The organism is Leclercia sp. UBA1284 (assembly GCF_002308415.1).
Lineage (GTDB): Bacteria > Pseudomonadota > Gammaproteobacteria > Enterobacterales > Enterobacteriaceae > Enterobacter > Enterobacter pneumoniae.
The window spans coordinates 73,942-91,809 of sequence record NZ_DBUS01000008.1; the positions used below are offsets into that span (position 1 = coordinate 73,942).

Sequence of the window (17,868 nt, forward strand, 5' to 3'; positions counted from 1 at the left end):
AGGTTAGTCTAAATCGGCACCGTTGCTGGCGATGACTTTTTTATACCACCAGAACGATTTCTTGCGTTTACGATCGAGCGTGCCGTTGCCGGCGTCGTCGCGATCGACATAGATAAAGCCGTAGCGTTTGCTCATCTCACCGGTAGAGGCCGCCACCAGATCGATACAGCCCCAACTGGTGTAGCCCATCAGCGGAATACCGTCTTCAATGGCATCGCCCATTGCGCGAATATGCTCGCGCAGATAGCTGATGCGATAGTCATCGTTAATCTCGCCGTTGGCGTCAACTTCATCCTTCGCACCGAGGCCGTTTTCCACCAGGAAAAGTGGCTTCTGGTAGCGGTCATACATCATGTTCATGGTAATACGCAGACCCAGCGGGTCGATGCCCCAGCCCCATTCGCTGACTTCGATGTGCGGATTTCGCAGAGATTTAACGATATTGGCCGCGCTGGTGTTATTGGCATTCATGTCAGCGGAAGCACAACGTGAGGCGTAATAACTGAACGAGACGAAATCCACGGTGTTTTTCAGCAGTTCGTCGTCACCAGGGTCTTTAACAATGACCACTCCCTTTTCGCGGAACACGCGGGCGGAGTAGGCCGGGTAGCTGCCGCGCGCCTGTACGTCGATGAAAAAGAGATTTTCACGATCCTTTTCCAGCGCCATCCACACGTCTTCTGGCTTGCACGAGTAGGGGTAGAAGTTACCGCCTGCCAGCATGCAGCCAACCTGGTTTTCCGGGTTTACCTCATGCGCAATTTTGGTTGCCAGCGCGCTCGCCACCAGCTCGTGGTGGGCAGCCTGGTACTTCACCTGATCTTCGTTTTCGCCCTCTTCAAACACCAGTCCTGCGCCGGAGAACGGACTGTGCAGCATGATGTTAATTTCATTGAAGGTGAGCCAGTATTTCACCAGACCGTTAAACTCTTCGAAACAGGTCCGGGCGTAGCGGGCGAAGAACTCGACCATTTTACGGTTACGCCAGGAGCCATATTCCGTTACCAGGTGCATCGGTACATCAAAATGACACAGGGTAACCAGCGGCTCGATGTTGTGCTTTTTGCACTCTTCAAATACCGCACGGTAGAAGGCAATCCCTTCCTGATTGGGTAAAGGTTCATCGCCATTAGGATAGAGGCGGCTCCAGGCAATCGAGGTGCGGAACACCGTAAAGCCCATCTCCGCCATCAGAGCGATATCTTCTTTATAGCGATGGTAAAAATCGATCGCGTTGTGGCTTGGGTAAAATTCATCCTCACGTAGCGCGAAGCGTTTTTCCTTGCCGACTTTCACCGCCAGTCGGTTGGCGCCGTGGGGGATCATGTCAACGGTGGTCAGCCCCTTTCCGCCTTCACGGTAAGCCCCTTCACTCTGGTTGGCGGCCAGTGCGCCGCCCCATAAAAATCCTTTTGGAAAAACTGACATTTTTACCTCGCTATTCACATTATGCTCGTGCTTCTGTTGCCTGCACCGGCGCAGTCTGCAGGGCGCGTGCTTTTTCGGCGTCGTCTTCTACCGGGATATCCTCAAAGCCGAGGAGCAACGTCAGCACAAAAGAGAGTACGACGGCCAGCGCCATCACGCCAAACACCCAGACGATAGTCATTGGGTTGGCGGGGTCAAAGAACTGAACGCTGGTAAACAGCCCCGGAGCGGCCATGGAGTGGCTGGCAAGACCTGCGATACCAGCCACGGCGCCACAGATAAAGCCGCTGATCAGACTGGCGATTAACGGACGTTTCAGTCGCACCGCCACGCCATAGAGCGCCGGCTCAGAAATACCGGCCATGATGGCAGAGGCCGCCGCCGCCAGCGCCGTCTGGCGCAATTCCGGGTTTTTGGTCTTCCAGGCCACCGCCAGCGACGATCCGCCCAGCGACAGGTTGGCGCCAATTTCAGACGGCATTACCATCCCCTCTTTCCCGGTTTCGGCAATGGTTTGAATGATAGTTGGCGTAAAGACGCGGTGCATACCGGTCATAACCAACAGAGGCCACAGCGCACCCATGATGGCCACGGACAGCCAGCCCAGATAGTCATGGATGGTGTACACCAGCGCAGAGATGGCGGTACCGATCCAGATCCCCAGCGGCCCAATCAGCACAATGGCGAGCGGGGCGGCAATCAGCACGATCAGCATCGGTTTCAGGAAGTTTTTCGTTACCGCCGGGGTAATGCGATCTACCCAGCGTTCGATGTACGAGAGACACCAGGTCATGACCAGCGCCGGGATCACCGTATAGGTGTATTTCACCGCCGTCACCGGAATAAAGGCGAACTCGACATGCTCACCCTGGGCGGCTTTGGCCATCAGCTCAATAAAGCTCGGGTGTACCAGCACGCCCGCGATGGCTATCGCCAGCGACATGTTGGTTTTGAATTTCACGGCCGCCGAGGCTGCCACCATTAGCGGCAGGAAGAAGAACGCGCCGTCACCAATCACCGTCAGGATGGTGAGGGTTGGAGCGCCCTTCGGTAACGCGCCGGTCATCTCCAGGATCATTGCCAGCAGCTTAACCATTGAACCACCGATGATCGCCGGGATCAGCGGTGACATCGTGCCGATCAGCGCGTCGAGGATCCCGGCGCCAATGCGGCGTAAGGTCAATTTTTGCGGGCCCTGCGGCGCAGCCGGCTGTAAATCGGTCGGCAGCAGGCTCACCACCTCGCGGTAGGCCTGCGAAACGGTATTGCCGATGATCACCTGGCACTGATTATCGTTACGTACCACACCCAGAACACCGCTGATTGTCTTCAGCGTTGCGCTATCAATGGCACTCTCGTCTTTCACAACGAAGCGCAAACGCGTCATGCAGTGGGTGACGGCGGTGATGTTATCTTTGCCGCCGAGCGCGCTGACTACGGCATTCGCCAACGCAGCATAGTTTTTGGCCATCGGGTTATATCCTGTTTTAACTGTAAGGTACGTCTTCATCGAACAGCGGGATGAGACTTAGATAGGAAACCGGTTCCACAAAATCATGAAGAGTTTCACATGATCAAACAAGATCGCATATTGCTCATTTTTTATATTCGTGATGATGATCACCAATCAGGGTGACAAGTGTGATATTCCCGCTGCGACAATTTAATCGCCGTGAAGTACACTGCCGCTCATTAGATTGAGAGGGAAAAAGCGATGACCACGATGCTGGAAGTGGCGAAGCGGGCAGGGGTTTCGAAGGCGACGGTTTCCCGGGTGCTTTCGGGCAACGGTTACGTAAGCCAGGAGACAAAAGACCGCGTGTTTCAGGCCATTGACGAGAGTGGCTATCGCCCCAATTTACTGGCGCGAAACCTCGCGACCAAACGCACGCAAACCCTGGGGCTGGTGGTAACTAACACCCTCTATCATGGTGTCTACTTCAGCGAGCTGTTGTTCCATGCCGCGCGAATGACCGAGGAGCGCGGGCGGCAGCTCATCCTGGCCGATGGCAAACACAGCGCGGAAGAGGAGCGTGAGGCGATTCAGTATCTGCTGGATATGCGCTGCGACGCGATCATTATTTATCCGCGTTTTCTCAGCGTCGATGAGATGGATGCCATTATTCAGGATCACAGCCAGCCGGTGATGGTGCTTAACCGTCGCCTGCGTAAAAACAGCAGCCATTGCGTTTGGTCCGATCACATTGCCTCCAGCGAGGCCGCGGTGACGCAGCTTATCAAGCTGGGTCATCGCGATATCGCCTTTATCACCGGCTCGCTGGACTCCCCAACCGGGATCGAACGTCTGAGTGGCTACAAAGCGGCGCTGGCCCAGCATCAGATCCCGCTGCGTGAGTCGTTGATTGTAGAGGGGAAATGGAACCCGGCGAGCGGCGCGGCGGGGGTTTCAACGTTGCTGGCTCGCGGTGAGACCTTCAGCGCACTGGTAGCCAGTAATGATGATATGGCGATTGGTGCCATCAAGCAGCTGCACGAGAGTGGGATCGCCACCCCGGCCGCGGTCTCGGTCATTGGTTTCGATGACGTTGCCATCGCCCCTTATATTGTTCCGTCGCTCTCCAGCGTCCGGGTGCCGGTCACGGAAATGATTAAAGAGACCATCAGTAGGCTGATCTTTATGCTCGATGGCGGCGATTTCACCTCACAGCAAAACTTTGACGGCGAGCTGATATTGCGTGACTCGGTGGTGGCCGGACCGCATCGCTAGCCTGCAGGCGGGGGAAGCCAGGCGCGGGTGAAATCGAGCCAGCCCCCTGCGGTTAAGACCATATCCTGCACATTTTCCAGGGCATTGATTTGATAGCGATAGTGGAACAGCGGCGTACAGGTTCCCTCGTCAAAAATCTGTTGAAAGAGGGGCGTCAGTTGGGCGTTAAAGTGGGCTTCGCTGTCGCACATCTGCATAAGCTGCTGCTTCTTTTTCTGCCAGCGCGCCACGCCTAACGCGGTCTGCCAGGCGGGCTCGTAAAGCAACCACTCTCCCAGCGCGAACCCGGCGTTTTCCCTCGCCAGATAGTCCCCCAATAGCAGGTCGGCGCCGGCCAGCACATCCGGCTGATGCCAGCCATCACGGTCTCGCCATTCGATCTGCAACTGGCAACCGTGCCGCATCAAGTGTTGTCGCCATTTTTCTGCCAGCTCCCGCAGTTCGGGCGTGTGATAACACACCAGCTTCAGACTGACTGGCAGCGGGCAGGCTGCCGGTTCCGGCGGTTCTTTCACGTGCAGGCCGGGCAGAATGTCGCTGCGGATCTGCAGGTCGCTGCGGGAGGCAAAGCAGCGCTGGTTAAGGCTTATCGCCTGGTGACGTAAGGCGGCGGCAAGTGCTTTGGGCAGTGCGCTATTGACCATCAGCCAGGCAAAGCCGCTGCTGGTGGAGGTCACCGCTTCCTGGGTTGTATTGCCCTTGCCTACGGTAATCCACGCCGGTTTCTCCAGCATTGAGCCGGTGCGCCAGAACTCTATCGCATGCAGTAGCGGGTGATGGCCAAAGTACCAGGGCTGACGTTCCAGCCGCAAATAATGTGAATGATGGCGGGCAATGGCAAAGGGGCCCGCGCCGATCTCGGGCTGGCGTGGATGGGGTAGCCGGCAGACCGGATGCGCCAGCCGCTGTGGTAACAGCGCATCGGCGCGAGTGAGCTCGATTTCCAGACACCAGGGGGCCACCCGCGTAAGCGAGGCGATATGCTGCAACCCGACATTTCGCGCCGGGTCGGCCAGCAGCTGCCGCATCGCCGTCAGGATATCGTCGTCAGTAATAGGCTGGCCGTTGTGCCAGTGCGCGCCGCTACGCAGATAGAAATGCCAGCGCCGTCCCCCATCAAGAGAAGCACAGTGGTGTGCCAGATCGCCTATAGGGTGCGGTTGACCGGGTTCATTGCGGGTTAAGCCTGCATGTACCGCACAGATAATATGTTGTTCTGCGCGACGGCGTTGCAGTGCCGGATGCAGGGAGGTGAGGGGGCGGTACCAGGGAATACGCAGCGTCGGCTGGTGCTTCAGCCATTTACCGCCCAGAAAGGGGGTAATGATGTGATGCAGGCTGGCGGGATCGCCATCGGCCAGCTGCAGGGCGCTTTGGTAGTCACCCTTTTCCAGGCAAGCGCGCATCAGCGGGGCGCTCAGTTCGCTGGTGGTGCGCAGGCAGTGCAGCGTGGCGCGGTGGCCGCGTCCGGGCTGCGCCTCCCAGCGTAGCCAGCCGTTTTCCGCCAGCTGGCGTAACAGGGTGCGCGCATGCCGTTCACTGCAGACCGCCACCTCCGCGACTTCGGCAAGGGTCGTTTGCCTGGGCGAAGAGCCGTAGTGCAGAGAGAGCCGCTGATACTGACGAATTTTTTGTAACAGGCGCATGGCTTTGATCGGCATCTAATGAGGTGTGTTGAGAGTGTAAGGGCTTTTCAGGAAGAAATAGGGTGGAGTTGATCAACCTGTTCCGCTTTTTGCAATAAAGCCTTTGAAAGCGTCACAACCCGGTTCGGGTCAGGATTTTTTCTCGCCGAGCGGCAGCATAAGCTCGCGTAGCCGTTCCATGCGCTGCGACGGGGTAAGATAGAGCCAGCGCCACAGCACGGGTTCGGCGGGCTGAACCTTCCTGAACCACCGCTCCAGATAAGCCAGATCCTGTTTGAGGTTTGTCATGTCACGCTCTCCCGCCGTTGAATACCGCTTCAGGTTAAGCAGGATAGGCGGCATAAAACAGGGTGAGGTTTTGCGGTTGTTCCGCATTTAGACAGAAAAAAGCCCCGGGACATCGGGGCTGCGGATAAAAGATCCAAAGGTTAAGTAAGAGTGGCAGAGAGGGTTAAGCGGGCAGAGATTTCAGCAGGGCAAAGGCCTCCTTCATGCGATCTTCGCTGACCACGAAGGCGCGTAGCTGTCCCTCGCTGTCAGCGCCTTTGGCCACCATGCCCTGTGGTTCGATGGTGATTTGCCAGTTCAGATCCTGACGCTGGGTTTCGCCTGCAAGGTGCAGGGGCAGTTCAGGCGTTTTCACCTTCACCAGCATCGCGGGTAATTTCAGGGGCGCGCTGCCCCCGAGCAGGTTTTTCGCCAGATACATCGCGCTAAGCTGTATCGGCTGCAGGAAGGGCAGAAGCTGGCCGTTGATCTCAGCGCAGTCGCCCAGCGCATAGATGTCGGGCTGCGTGGTTTGCAGGTAACTGTCGACCTTCACGCCACGGTTTGTCTCCGCTCCCGCGCGGTGCGCCAGCGCCGTTTCCGGACGCAACCCTGTGGCGGCAATCACCACATCAATGTCTACGCTGCGGTTGCGATCGAGGGTGGCACGAATGCCGGTTTCGGTACGGGTCAGGCTTTGCAGCTGAGATTTCAGCAGCAGGTGTACGCCCATATCGGTTAAACGGTGCTGTAAGCGACTGCTTACTTCGGCGGGTATCAGCGCCGACAGAATGCTGGCCGCGTGATCGACCAGCGTGACGGCTTTACCCGCCCGACAAAAGTCCATCGCCAGCTCGGTGCCAATCAGGCCGCCGCCAACAATCATTACGCGCTGCGCGTCGCGAAGCCACGTTTCGCTGGCCTGGTACTCCTGCTGGCTGTTCAGCGTAATCATCAGCTCGCGGCCTTCAACCGGCGGCACAAAAGCGGATGCGCCCGTGGCCAGCACCAGTTTGTCGTACTGCCAGGTATGATCTTTCGCTTTCACGACGTGCGCAGCGGCGTCGATATCGGTGACCCAGGTATAGGGGAACAGGCGCAGGTTGTACTGTTCCGCGAACTCCCCCGCCGTCTGGCGGGTGAGATCTTCGGCACGCTGATTCTGGCTAATGACGTGGCTTAAATCAGGTTTGTTGTACTCGTCCATGCTGTCGGCGGCAATCACCGTCAGCGGAACGCTGGGATCCTGTTTGCGGATATTTTTCACCAGCTGGCGGGCGGCAAAGCCCGAGCCGATGATCACGATTCCGTTATTCATTTTGCCTCCGATGCCAGTTCGTCAAAGACGTCTTTACCAAGGGAACATTCCGGGCAGAGGAAGTTGTCTGGTACGTCACTCCACGGCGTGCCCGGCGCAACATCCTGCAATGGCTCGCCCAGTTCCGGGTCATAAATCCACTGGCAGACGCTGCACTGCATGCGCGGGCCGAGATCGGCAGAAGCGGCGGCACAGCTGCTGGCAGGCTGTGATTCGGCCGGTTTTGCTGTGGCGTCCGGCAGCGGAGCGAGCGCCCACTGACGGGCGATATCGCGACCGTGCTGGCGGCAGATTTCCAGTGCGTCGATGTCCGGGCGCCATTTGGCTTTCAGGCTCATAGACATTTCGAAACCGGCATCCTGCAGGCGGGTAGAGAGACGGTCAACCGCGCCGCCGCTCCAGCCGTGGGAGCCAAAGGCGCTGGCGCGTTTATTACGGAAACGCAGGCCGGTCATCTCCTCCACGAGGCCCGCGATTTTTGGCATCATCACGTTGTTCATGGTGGAGGTGCCCACCAGCACGCCTTTAGAGCGGAAGGTATTGGTCAGGATTTCGTTTTTATCGCTGCGAGCCACGTTGAAAATTTTCACCGCCACGTTCGGATCCACTTCGTTGATCCCCTGGGCAATGGCGTCCGCCATCATGCGGGTATTGTTGGACATGGTGTCGTAGAAGATAGTGATGCGGTCTTCCTGGTAATCCGCCGCCCATTTCAGGTACAGCTCGACAATCTGGGTGGGATTTTCACGCCATACCACGCCGTGGGAGGTGGCAATCATATCCACCGGCAGGTTAAAGCCGAGGATCTCGGTAATTTTTGGCGTCACCAGACGGCTGAATGGCGTAAGGATGTTGGCGTAGTAGCGCTGGCACTGTTCGAACAGCTCGGTCTGGTCCACTTCGTCGTTGAACAGACGTTCATCGCAGTAGTGCTGGCCGAAGGCGTCGTTACTGAACAGTACCGCGTCCCCGGTCATGTAAGTCATCATGCTGTCCGGCCAGTGCAGCATTGGCGTTTCCACGAAGATCAGCTGTTTGCCGTTACCGATATCCATGGTATCGCCGGTTTTCACGGTGTGGAAATTCCACTCCGGATGGTGGTGATGACCGTTAATCGAGTCGATAGCGTTGGTGGTGCAGTAGATTGGCGTGTTCGGAATATGGGACATCAGCTCGGTCAGCGCCCCGGCGTGGTCCTCTTCCGCGTGGTTAATGATGATGTAGTCGATAGCCTCCAGATCAATTTCGCTACGCAGGTTCTGCACGAACTCGCGGCTGAATTTATGATCGACGGTATCAATCAGGACGTTTTTACCTTCACGGATGAGATAGCTGTTATAGCTGCTGCCGCGCAGCGTTTTGTATTCCGTTCCGTGAAAATCACGCACTTCCCAGTCACGTTGACCAACCCAATGAATGTTATTTTTAACCAGAATAGACATAGCAACCTCGATAATTAAATACGGCATGTTTAAGAAAGATGTATTGCCTGTATCAAGATGCGTGCCAGTTTTTTAATTTATTGATTTTAATGGTTTTAGTAAATAACAACCCACAATGGGTAGTCATAATGACTATCTAAAATATTGTCAATATGACATTATGAATTGTCAAAATGACAACGAGGCAGATATGAGCTTTTCTGTAGACGTGCTGGCGAAAATCGCTATCGAGTTGCAAACCGGTATCGGTCATCAGGACCGTTTTCAACGCTTAATTTCGACCCTGCGTCACGTGCTGGCCTGTGATGCTTCGGCGCTGCTACGCTATGAAGGGCGGCAGTTTATACCGTTGGCTATCGATGGACTGGCGCAGGATGTTTTGGGGCGGCGCTTCTCGCTTGAGGGCCACCCGCGGCTTGAAACCATCGCCCGCGCCGGGGATGTGGTGCGCTTTCCCGCAGACAGCGATCTGCCCGATCCCTACGATGGCCTCATCCCGGGGCAGGAGAGCCTGAAGGTGCATGCCTGCATCGGCCTGCCGCTGTTTGCCGGGCAAAATCTGATAGGGGCGCTCACCCTCGACGGTATGTCGCCGGACCAGTTCGATACCTTCAGTGATGAGGAGTTGCGGTTGATTGCCGCGCTGGCCGCCGGGGCGCTGAACAATGCGCTGCTGATTGAACAACTGGAGAGCCAGAATATGTTGCCCGGTAGCCCGGCGGCATTTGAGCCCGTGGCGCATACCGAGATGATTGGCCTCTCGCCGGGGATGATACAGCTCAAAAAAGAGATCGACATCGTGGCGGCGTCAGACCTGAACGTATTGATCTTTGGCGAGACCGGTACCGGCAAAGAGCTGGTCGCGAAGGGGATCCACGAGGCTTCGCCGCGCGCGGTCAACCCGCTGGTCTATCTCAATTGCGCCGCACTGCCAGAAAGCGTGGCGGAGAGTGAACTCTTTGGGCATGTGAAAGGGGCATTTACCGGGGCTATCAGCAACCGTAGCGGTAAGTTTGAAATGGCCGACAACGGCACGCTGTTTCTTGATGAAATTGGTGAGCTATCGTTATCGTTGCAGGCCAAGCTGCTGCGCGTGTTGCAGTATGGCGATATCCAGCGGGTGGGGGATGACCGCAGCCTGCGCGTCAATGTGCGCGTTCTGGCGGCCACCAACCGCGATCTGCGCGAGGAGGTGCTGGCCGGTAATTTCCGCGCCGATCTTTTCCATCGCCTGAGCGTATTTCCACTCTCCGTGCCGCCGTTACGTGAGCGTGGCGAAGATGTGGTGCTGCTGGCGGGCTTTTTCTGCGAGCAGTGTCGTCTGAAAATGGGTCTTGCTCGCGTCGTGCTAAGCCCTGCCGCCCGTTCACATCTGCTGAGTTACGGTTGGCCCGGCAACGTGCGCGAACTGGAACATGCCATTCACCGGGCGGTAGTGCTGGCGCGGGCTGCGCGCCAAGGCGATGAGGTAGTTATTCAGCCCGGCCATTTTGCCCTGCAGGATGACACCCCCCTGGCGGTGACAGCGGATGCCCCGGCACCGGGGAAAGAAAACCTTCGTGAAGCGACAGAAGATTTTCAACGGCAGATGATTACCCGCGCGCTGGAACAGAACAACCGCAGTTGGGCGGCAAGCGCGCGGGCGCTGGAAACCGACGTGGCCAACCTGCACCGGCTGGCGAAACGTCTGGGGCTGAAGGGCTAGATAATTCCGGCCTGATAGAAGTCCTGAAGGTTGATGGCACCGCAGAGCTTGCCGTGCTCATCCACCACCGGGGCGGCGGCGATCTTACGCTTCAGTAGCACCTCTTTGGCCTCAATGGCCCGGCTGTCGGCGTTCAACGTCTGGCCGCCGGGCGTCATTGCCTCGCTGACGATGGCCTGCAGCGTGCCGCCGCCTACCAGCCAGCGGCGCAGATCGCCGTCGGTAAAGACGCCTTTCACCTGCTCGCGCTCATCACATACCGCAACCAGACCCAGCCCGGTACGGCTCAGTTCAAGCATCGCATCCATCACGCTGGTGGTGAGTTTCACCTGCGGGATGGCATCGCCGGTGCGCATCAGATGGTGCACTTTATTAAGCAGACGCGCGCCCAGGGCACCCGCCGGATGGGAGCGCGCAAAGTCTTCCTCATTAAAGCCGCGCGCCTGCATCACTGCCATGGCCAGCGCATCGCCCATCATCAGCGTATTCACGGTGCTGGAGGTGGGGGCCAGGTGCATTGGGCAGGCTTCGCGCTCGACTGAGATATCCAGCACCGCTTTGGCGGCCAGCGCCAGCGGGGAACGGGTTTTGCCGGTCATCGCCAGCAGGTCGACCGATTTTTCCTGCAGGCGTGGGATGATCAGATCCAGCTCTTTGGCCGAGCCAGAGTAAGAGATGAACAGCAGCACGTCACGGCTTTCAATCATGCCTAAATCTCCGTGCAGCGCCTCTGCTGCGTGGACGAAAAAGGCTGGCGTGCCAGTGCTGGCGAGGGTGGCCGCAATCTTCTTGCCGATATGGCCTGATTTACCGATACCCGAGACAATCACTTTGCCTTCGCAGTGGATAAGCGTATTTGCCGCACAGACAAACTCCTCCCCCAGCCTTTCAGGCAGGTGACTGGCCTCCTGTAGCTCCAGCATCAGGGTTTGACGGCCTGCATTTAACAGAAAATCACTCATGTTTCTCTCCGTTTACGATCCTTCCCGCGCCCCTGCCACAGCAGAAGGGGCGGCCTATCATAAAGCATTCACCCTGGGGCATTCATGGATAAAAATGAAAGATTTTGCTGGCGACCACAGAACCGCTTCCTTGTGGTGTCGGGGATGCTTTACCATACTTGCCACTTATCGAATTCGTTCAATGGATGTGCCATGTTTAAGCGTCGTTATGCAGCGCTGTTACCTGCGCTGATTATGCTGGCTGCCTGCAGCAGCAAACCAAAAACAGAGGAAGTTCAGCAGACGGCTGGCGCCCCTTCCGGCGGCTTCTTACTTGAGCCGCAACACAATGTGATGCAAATGGGTGGCGACTTCGCCAACAACCCGGCGGCTCAACAGTTCATCGATAAAATGGTGAGCAAACACGGCTTTAATAAACAGCAGTTGCAGGAGATCCTGTCGCAGGCGAAACGTCTGGATTACGTGCTGCGCCTGATGGACCGACAGGCACCGACAGCGCAGGTGCCGACCGGGCCGAACGGGGCATGGCTGCGTTATCGCAAGCAGTTTATCACCCCAGATAATGTGCAAAATGGCGTTGCCTTCTGGAATCAACATGAAGAGACCCTTAACCGCGCCTGGCAGGTGTATGGCGTGCCGCCGGAAATTATCGTCGGCATTATTGGCGTGGAGACCCGCTGGGGCCGTGTGATGGGGAAAACGCGCATTCTTGATGCGCTGGCAACGCTCTCCTTCAACTATCCGCGTCGCGCCGAGTATTTCTCTTCTGAACTGGAAACCTTCCTGCTGATGGCTCGCGACGAGCAGGACGATCCGCTGGATCTGAAAGGCTCTTTCGCAGGGGCGATGGGCTATGGCCAGTTTATGCCCTCTTCGTATAAGCAATACGCGGTAGATTTCAACGGAGACGGCCATATCAATCTGTGGGATCCGGAAGATGCCATCGGCAGCGTGGCGAACTACTTTAAAGAACACGGTTGGGTGAAGGGCGATCCGGTCGCCGTTCAGGCTAACGGGCAGGCTCCAGGGCTGGAAAATGGGTTTAAAACCAAGTACAGCGTATCCCAGCTGGCCGCCGCCGGTTTAATGCCTATGCAATCGCTGGGTGACCACCAGCAGGCGAGCTTGCTGCGTCTGGATATCGGTACCGGTTATCAATACTGGTATGGTCTGCCAAACTTCTACACCATTACCCGCTATAACCACAGCACCCACTACGCAATGGCCGTGTGGCAACTGGGCCAGGCCGTTGCGCTGGCGCGCGTGCCTGCGGCGTCGCCGTTCAGTCAGTAATCTTTCGTCCCCTCCCCGGCAGGAGAGGGGGCTGTAACATTTATCCACACTCCCATTAGCCGCCCGGTATTTACAATCACGGCACACCCCTTTATTGTTATGTTATAACATAATTTTATCGGGTGACTGATGACGCACTCTCTCTTCTCTCTCTCTTCGTTAACGCGCGTGTTGTATGCGCTGACGCTGGTTTTAGCCATCGTCTTCGCGGTGCGCTGGGCGGTAGCGCTGCCATGATCGAACTACAACGCCTCGTGGTGGGCTACCACCGCCAGCCCATCACGCGTCCGCTGGATGAGGTGATCCTGCGCGGCAGTATGACCGCCATCACCGGCGCTAACGGCTGCGGCAAATCGACGCTCCTGAAAACGCTGGCAGGATTCCTTCCTCCGGTCAGCGGGACGTTCCGCTGGCAGGAAAAGCGGCCTGTTATCGGTTGGCTTGCCCAGCGACACGAGCTGGAGGCGCAATTCCCCCTGACGGTGAAGGATGTCGTAAGCATGGGATGCTGGCCAACCCTCTCGCTGTTTGCCGGAACCGGACGACAGGCGCGTGCGCGTATCGATCATGCGCTGGAGCGGGTAGGGCTGGCGGCGCTGGCAAGCACGGTGATTGACGAACTCTCCGGGGGGCAATTTCAACGCATGCTTTTTGCGCGCGTCATGGTACAGCATGCGCCGCTGGTCATGCTGGATGAACCCTTCACCGGCGTGGATGAAGCGACCAGTCACATATTGATGGAGCTGATACTTGAGATGGCGCAGCAGGGGCGAACCGTGCTGGCGGTGCTTCATGACAGCGAGCGCGTCACGCGCCACTTTTCGCAGGTCCTGCGCCTGGATGCCGCCCCGTCTTTAGAGACCGGCGTTGGGATGAGGGTGGCATGATGTGGCATCTCCTCTTTCAGCCCTTTATTGAATATGGCTTTATGCGCCGGGCGCTGGTCGTCTGCCTTGCGTTGTCGGCCAGTACCACGGCGCTGGGGGTCTTTTTACTGCTACGCCGCATGAGCCTGATGGGGGACGCGCTCTCGCACGCCATTCTGCCGGGGGTGGCGGTGGGCTATCTGCTAAGCGGAATGTCGTTGCTGGCAATGAGCGTCGGCGGGTTTATCGCCGGGATAACCGTTGCGCTGGTGGCGGGGCTGGTGAGCCGACGCACGCCGTTAAAAGAGGATGCCAGTTTCGCCGGGTTTTATCTTGGCTCCCTGGCGCTGGGGGTGACGCTGGTGTCGCTGCGCGGTTCAAATGTGGATCTCCTGCACTTGCTATTTGGTTCCATCCTGGCGGTAGACCGTGATGCGGCGCTGTTCGTGGCGGGGGTCTGCATCTTCACCTTATTAACGCTGGCGCTGTTCTATCGCGGGCTGGTTAGCGAGGCATTCGATACGGCCTGGCTGCAGGTGAACGCCCGCTGGCTGCCTGCGCTACTGCACGGTCTCTTTCTGGCGCTGTTAGTGCTCAATCTGGTCGCCGGTTTTCAGGTGCTCGGTACGCTGATGGCGGTGGGGTTGATGATGCTGCCCGCGGTGGCGGCCCGCTGCTGGGCGAGGACGCTGCCCGGATTGCTCCTTTTTGCCGGAGTGAGCGGCATTTTCTGCGCCTGGCTGGGGCTTAGCCTCTCGTGGGCGGTCAGCCTACCGGCGGGGCCGGCGATTGTACTCACCGCCAGTGGTCTCTTTTTCTTTTCGATTTTATGTGGCACGCGCAGCAGGCTGGCTCACAGCCTGCGAGCGCTTTTTTAATGCAAGGAGAAATGATGAAACGTACAGGGGTTATGATGGCGCTCGCACTGAGCCTGCTGGCTCAGGGGGTGCAGGCGAAGACGCTGAACGTCGTTGCCAGTTTTTCGATTCTGGGGGATATCACCCAACAGGTCGGGGGCGACCACGTCAAGGTAACGACGCTGGTGGGGCCGGATGGCGATCCTCATACTTTCGAACCGTCACCGAAAGATAGCGCAGCGCTGAGTAAAGCCGACGTGGTGGTGGTGAATGGACTCGGGCTGGAGGGCTGGCTCGATCGGCTGGTGAAGGCGTCTGGCTTTAAAGGCACGCTGGTGGTGGCGTCGGCGGGGGTTCCAACGCACACGCTAGTTGAGGACGGAGAGACCATTACCGATCCGCATGCCTGGAATAGCGCCGCCAACGGTGCGTTGTATGCCCGGAATGTGTTGAATGGGCTGATAAAGGCGGATCCCGAAGAAAAGGTCGCGCTGGAGGCGGCGGGGAAATCCTATATTACGCAGTTAACAGAGCTCGATAGCTGGGCAAAAGCACGCTTTCAGCGCATCCCAACGGCGAAGCGAAAAGTGCTGACCAGCCATGACGCTTTCGGCTATTTTGGCCGCGCCTATGGTGTCACGTTTATCGCTCCGCAGGGACTATCATCGGAGAGTGAAGCCAGTGCTGCCCAGGTTGCCGCTATCATCACGCAAATTAAAGCCGACGGCGTAAAGACCTGGTTTATGGAGAATCAGCTGGATCCGCGGCTCGTGAAACAGATTGCATCGGCGACCGGCGCACAGCCTGGCGGCGAGCTCTATCCCGAAGCGCTCTCTGCAAAAGGGGGCGTGGCAGACACCTACGTTAAAGCGTTTCGCCACAACGTGGATACTCTCGTCAACAGCATGAAGTGATTCGCCATTCTGCCGATGCCTCTGCATCGGCATTTTCTGAAGCCCCCTCGTAAAAACATCCGCTCGTCCCCATATCTCTGCTGAAAGTGCTATCTTGTGCTGCACGATTATCTGGAGCCTAAACGATGATGACTGACCATGAACTCATGCAGCTCAGCGAAGAAGTAGGGCGAGCGCTGAAACAGCGCGGCGCAACGCTCACCACGGCAGAATCTTGTACTGGCGGCTGGGTGGCGAAGGTGATTACCGATATCGCCGGTAGCTCCGCCTGGTTTGAACGCGGATTTGTTACCTATAGTAATGAAGCAAAAGCGCAAATGATTGGCGTTCGGGAGCCGACGCTGGAAGAGCATGGCGCAGTGAGCGAACCGGTGGTTATAGAGATGGCAATAGGTGCATTACGTGCCGCCCGCGCCGATTACGCGATCTCCATTAGCGGCATTGCCGGGCCGGATGGCGGCAGCGATCTTAAGCCGGTCGGCACCGTATGGTTTGGCTTTGCGACGGCGCAGGGCGAGGGGATTACCCGACGCGAATGCTTCACCGGCGACCGTGAAAATGTGCGCCGTCAGGCCACCGAATATGCGTTAAAAACACTCTGGCAACAATTTCTACAAAAGACTTGATACTGTATGACTATACAGTATAATTGCGGCAACGAAACAGAAATCCACGGTGAAGCGCAGTTGCTTCTCCCGGCATGACAGGAGTAATAATGGCTATCGACGAAAACAAACAGAAAGCGTTGGCGGCAGCACTGGGCCAGATCGAAAAGCAATTCGGTAAAGGCTCCATCATGCGCCTGGGTGAAGACCGTTCCATGGATGTTGAAACTATCTCCACCGGTTCGCTTTCTCTGGATATTGCTCTGGGCGCAGGTGGCCTGCCGATGGGGCGTATCGTAGAAATTTACGGTCCAGAATCTTCCGGTAAAACAACCCTGACTCTGCAGGTTGTGGCTGCGGCGCAGCGCGAAGGTAAAACCTGTGCGTTTATCGATGCTGAGCACGCGCTGGATCCGGTATATGCCCGCAAGCTGGGTGTTGATATCGACAACCTGCTCTGTTCTCAGCCGGACACCGGTGAACAGGCTCTGGAAATCTGTGACGCGCTGGCGCGCTCTGGCGCAGTTGACGTCATCATCGTCGACTCCGTTGCGGCACTGACGCCGAAAGCAGAAATCGAAGGCGAAATCGGCGACTCTCACATGGGCCTTGCGGCACGTATGATGAGCCAGGCGATGCGTAAGCTGGCGGGTAACCTGAAGCAGTCCAACACGCTGCTGATCTTCATCAACCAGATCCGTATGAAAATCGGTGTGATGTTCGGTAACCCAGAGACCACCACCGGTGGTAACGCGCTGAAATTCTATGCCTCTGTGCGTCTGGATATTCGCCGTATCGGTGCCGTGAAAGAGGGCGATAACGTCGTCGGTAGCGAAACCCGCGTGAAGGTCGTGAAGAACAAAATCGCCGCGCCGTTCAAGCAGGCTGAGTTCCAGATCATGTACGGCGAAGGTATCAACTTCTTCGGTGAACTGGTTGACCTGGGCGTGAAAGAGAAGCTGATCGAGAAGGCTGGCGCCTGGTACAGCTACAACGGTGACAAGATTGGTCAGGGTAAAGCGAATGCTATCTCCTGGCTGAAAGAGAACCCGGCTGCAGCGAAAGAGATCGAGAAGAAAATCCGTGAACTGCTGCTCAGCAATCAGGATTCTAAACCGGACTTCGCGGTCGATGATGCCGACGTTGAAGAAACCAAAGAAGACTTCTAATCACTTCGTGTAAAAAAAGGGCTGCGATTGCGGCCCTTTTTTGCATTTGCTATTCAGCAGGTTCTCTATGAGCGAATCAACCCCACGACGACCGGCCTACAACCGCTTGCTGGATCGCGCGGTACGCATACTCGGCGTGCGCGACCACAGCGAGCAGGAGTTGCGCCGCAAATTAATGGCACCCGTGATGGGCAAAAAGGGGCCGGAAGAGATCGATGCCAGCGCAGAAGATTACGACCGCGTCATTGCCTGGTGCTATGAACACAACTATCTGGACGACAACCGCTTTATCGCCCGCTTTATTGCCAGCCGCAGCCGCAAAGGTTACGGCCCTCAGCGTATACGTCAGGAGTTGAATCAAAAAGGGATCAACCGTGAAGCCACGGAACGGGCAATGCGCGAGTGCGAAATCGACTGGTGTGAACAGGCGCGAGAGCAGGCTGTACGTAAGTACGGTGAGCCGTTGCCAAAAGAGTTTTCAGAAAAAGTAAAAATCCAGCGCTTCTTGCTCTATCGCGGCTACCTGATGGAAGATATTCAGGATATATGGCGTAATTTTGCCGATTGAGCGCATGCGGGATTTTACTTCCCTTAAAAGAAAACTTATCTTATTCCCACTTTTTCCAGTAGCTGGTCTGTCCAACACAGTGTGTGTACAGGCTGGTTAT

16 protein-coding genes are annotated in these 17,868 nt (G+C 57.1%); 9 read left to right on the forward strand and 7 right to left on the reverse strand.

The features are described from left to right. Positions 1-3: 3 nt before the first annotated feature. Together B3511_RS17890 and ascF are read right to left on the reverse strand one after the other, a co-directional pair. A complete protein-coding gene (locus tag B3511_RS17890; protein ID WP_040078404.1) occupies positions 4-1,428 on the reverse strand; it encodes a 6-phospho-beta-glucosidase in 1,425 nt (474 codons plus the stop codon). 19 nt (positions 1,429-1,447) lie between these two features. Continuing rightward, entirely contained in the window at positions 1,448-2,899 is a 1,452-nt protein-coding gene (ascF, locus tag B3511_RS17895) for a PTS cellobiose/arbutin/salicin transporter subunit IIBC (protein ID WP_286783970.1), read from the reverse strand. Between the two features lie 243 nt (positions 2,900-3,142). Here ascF and B3511_RS17900 point away from each other — a divergent pair, with 243 nt between their 5' ends. Then, positions 3,143-4,156: a LacI family DNA-binding transcriptional regulator gene (locus tag B3511_RS17900; protein ID WP_286783971.1), complete on the forward strand. Its 1,014-nt coding sequence runs from the start codon at positions 3,143-3,145 to the stop codon at positions 4,154-4,156. On the opposite strand, the gene B3511_RS17905 is transcribed toward B3511_RS17900, so the two are convergent. The 4 genes from B3511_RS17905 to norV all read right to left on the reverse strand — a co-directional run bounded on the left by B3511_RS17905 (position 4,153) and on the right by norV (position 8,829). Continuing rightward, on the reverse strand, positions 4,153-5,802 hold the full coding sequence (locus B3511_RS17905; RefSeq protein ID WP_286783972.1) for an SgrR family transcriptional regulator: 1,650 nt from the start codon (positions 5,800-5,802) through the stop codon (positions 4,153-4,155). The two genes, B3511_RS17900 and B3511_RS17905, sit on opposite strands and share 4 nt — an antisense overlap. 129 nt (positions 5,803-5,931) lie before the next feature. Beyond that, the gene (locus B3511_RS17910; RefSeq protein WP_207292290.1) at positions 5,932-6,090 is read right to left on the reverse strand and encodes a hypothetical protein; all 159 of its coding nucleotides are present in this window, start codon (positions 6,088-6,090) and stop codon (positions 5,932-5,934) included. A gap of 163 nt (positions 6,091-6,253) precedes the next feature. Beyond that, positions 6,254-7,387: an NADH:flavorubredoxin reductase NorW gene (gene norW, locus B3511_RS17915; protein ID WP_286783973.1), complete on the reverse strand. Its 1,134-nt coding sequence runs from the start codon at positions 7,385-7,387 to the stop codon at positions 6,254-6,256. After that, entirely contained in the window at positions 7,384-8,829 is a 1,446-nt protein-coding gene (gene norV, locus B3511_RS17920) for an anaerobic nitric oxide reductase flavorubredoxin (protein WP_286783974.1), read from the reverse strand. Before norV ends, norW begins: the two co-directional genes overlap by 4 nt. Before the next feature lie 190 nt (positions 8,830-9,019). Between norV and norR the strand changes: the two genes are divergently transcribed. Continuing rightward, positions 9,020-10,534 carry a nitric oxide reductase transcriptional regulator NorR gene (norR, locus tag B3511_RS17925; protein WP_286783975.1) on the forward strand — a complete coding sequence of 505 codons (1,515 nt, stop codon included), beginning with the start codon at positions 9,020-9,022 and terminating at the stop codon, positions 10,532-10,534. Here norR and gutQ read toward each other — a convergent pair. After that, positions 10,531-11,496 (reverse strand): arabinose-5-phosphate isomerase GutQ, encoded by a 966-nt coding sequence (gutQ, locus tag B3511_RS17930; RefSeq protein ID WP_286783976.1) that lies wholly within the window; start codon positions 11,494-11,496, stop codon positions 10,531-10,533. The genes norR and gutQ overlap by 4 nt on opposite strands. A gap of 192 nt (positions 11,497-11,688) precedes the next feature. Here gutQ and mltB point away from each other — a divergent pair, with 192 nt between their 5' ends. The 7 genes from mltB to recX all read left to right on the forward strand — a co-directional run bounded on the left by mltB (position 11,689) and on the right by recX (position 17,768). Then, complete coding sequence (gene mltB, locus B3511_RS17935) at positions 11,689-12,789, forward strand: lytic murein transglycosylase B (RefSeq protein WP_046886138.1); 1,101 nt, start codon at positions 11,689-11,691, stop codon at positions 12,787-12,789. Between the two features lie 233 nt (positions 12,790-13,022). Next, complete coding sequence (locus B3511_RS17940; protein WP_046886137.1) at positions 13,023-13,676, forward strand: metal ABC transporter ATP-binding protein; 654 nt, start codon at positions 13,023-13,025, stop codon at positions 13,674-13,676. Continuing rightward, positions 13,673-14,533 (forward strand): metal ABC transporter permease, encoded by an 861-nt coding sequence (locus tag B3511_RS17945; RefSeq protein WP_286783977.1) that lies wholly within the window; start codon positions 13,673-13,675, stop codon positions 14,531-14,533. The genes B3511_RS17940 and B3511_RS17945 overlap by 4 nt, the downstream gene beginning before the upstream one ends. Positions 14,534-14,547: 14 nt before the next feature. Further along, entirely contained in the window at positions 14,548-15,426 is an 879-nt protein-coding gene (locus tag B3511_RS17950; protein WP_286787650.1) for a metal ABC transporter substrate-binding protein, read from the forward strand. Between the two features lie 128 nt (positions 15,427-15,554). Beyond that, on the forward strand, positions 15,555-16,052 hold the full coding sequence (gene pncC / locus B3511_RS17955; protein ID WP_046886163.1) for a nicotinamide-nucleotide amidase: 498 nt from the start codon (positions 15,555-15,557) through the stop codon (positions 16,050-16,052). An 89-nt stretch (positions 16,053-16,141) separates the two neighbouring features. Beyond that, positions 16,142-17,200, forward strand: a complete 1,059-nt coding sequence (recA, locus tag B3511_RS17960) for a recombinase RecA (RefSeq protein WP_040074288.1) — start codon at positions 16,142-16,144, stop codon at positions 17,198-17,200. 67 nt (positions 17,201-17,267) lie between these two features. Then, positions 17,268-17,768, forward strand: coding sequence for a recombination regulator RecX (gene recX / locus B3511_RS17965; RefSeq protein ID WP_040074289.1), 501 nt, complete (start codon positions 17,268-17,270; stop codon positions 17,766-17,768). The last annotated feature ends 100 nt before the right edge of the window (positions 17,769-17,868 follow it).

Bases quoted from the DNA above. Each gene is read 5' to 3' on its own strand.
- recX (WP_040074289.1), top strand. From the start codon at position 17,268: ATGAGCGAATCAACCCCACGACGACCGGCCTACAACCGCTTGCTGGAT.
- B3511_RS17890 (WP_040078404.1), bottom strand. From the start codon at position 1,428: ATGTCAGTTTTTCCAAAAGGATTTTTATGGGGCGGCGCACTGGCCGCC.
- norR (WP_286783975.1), top strand. From the start codon at position 9,020: ATGAGCTTTTCTGTAGACGTGCTGGCGAAAATCGCTATCGAGTTGCAA.
- B3511_RS17900 (WP_286783971.1), top strand. From the start codon at position 3,143: ATGACCACGATGCTGGAAGTGGCGAAGCGGGCAGGGGTTTCGAAGGCG.
- norV (WP_286783974.1), bottom strand. From the start codon at position 8,829: ATGTCTATTCTGGTTAAAAATAACATTCATTGGGTTGGTCAACGTGAC.
- norW (WP_286783973.1), bottom strand. From the start codon at position 7,387: ATGAATAACGGAATCGTGATCATCGGCTCGGGCTTTGCCGCCCGCCAG.
- mltB (WP_046886138.1), top strand. From the start codon at position 11,689: ATGTTTAAGCGTCGTTATGCAGCGCTGTTACCTGCGCTGATTATGCTG.
- pncC (WP_046886163.1), top strand. From the start codon at position 15,555: ATGACTGACCATGAACTCATGCAGCTCAGCGAAGAAGTAGGGCGAGCG.
- B3511_RS17940 (WP_046886137.1), top strand. From the start codon at position 13,023: ATGATCGAACTACAACGCCTCGTGGTGGGCTACCACCGCCAGCCCATC.
- B3511_RS17910 (WP_207292290.1), bottom strand. From the start codon at position 6,090: ATGACAAACCTCAAACAGGATCTGGCTTATCTGGAGCGGTGGTTCAGG.
- B3511_RS17905 (WP_286783972.1), bottom strand. From the start codon at position 5,802: ATGCGCCTGTTACAAAAAATTCGTCAGTATCAGCGGCTCTCTCTGCAC.
- ascF (WP_286783970.1), bottom strand. From the start codon at position 2,899: ATGGCCAAAAACTATGCTGCGTTGGCGAATGCCGTAGTCAGCGCGCTC.
- gutQ (WP_286783976.1), bottom strand. From the start codon at position 11,496: ATGAGTGATTTTCTGTTAAATGCAGGCCGTCAAACCCTGATGCTGGAG.
- recA (WP_040074288.1), top strand. From the start codon at position 16,142: ATGGCTATCGACGAAAACAAACAGAAAGCGTTGGCGGCAGCACTGGGC.
- B3511_RS17945 (WP_286783977.1), top strand. From the start codon at position 13,673: ATGATGTGGCATCTCCTCTTTCAGCCCTTTATTGAATATGGCTTTATG.
- B3511_RS17950 (WP_286787650.1), top strand. From the start codon at position 14,548: ATGAAACGTACAGGGGTTATGATGGCGCTCGCACTGAGCCTGCTGGCT.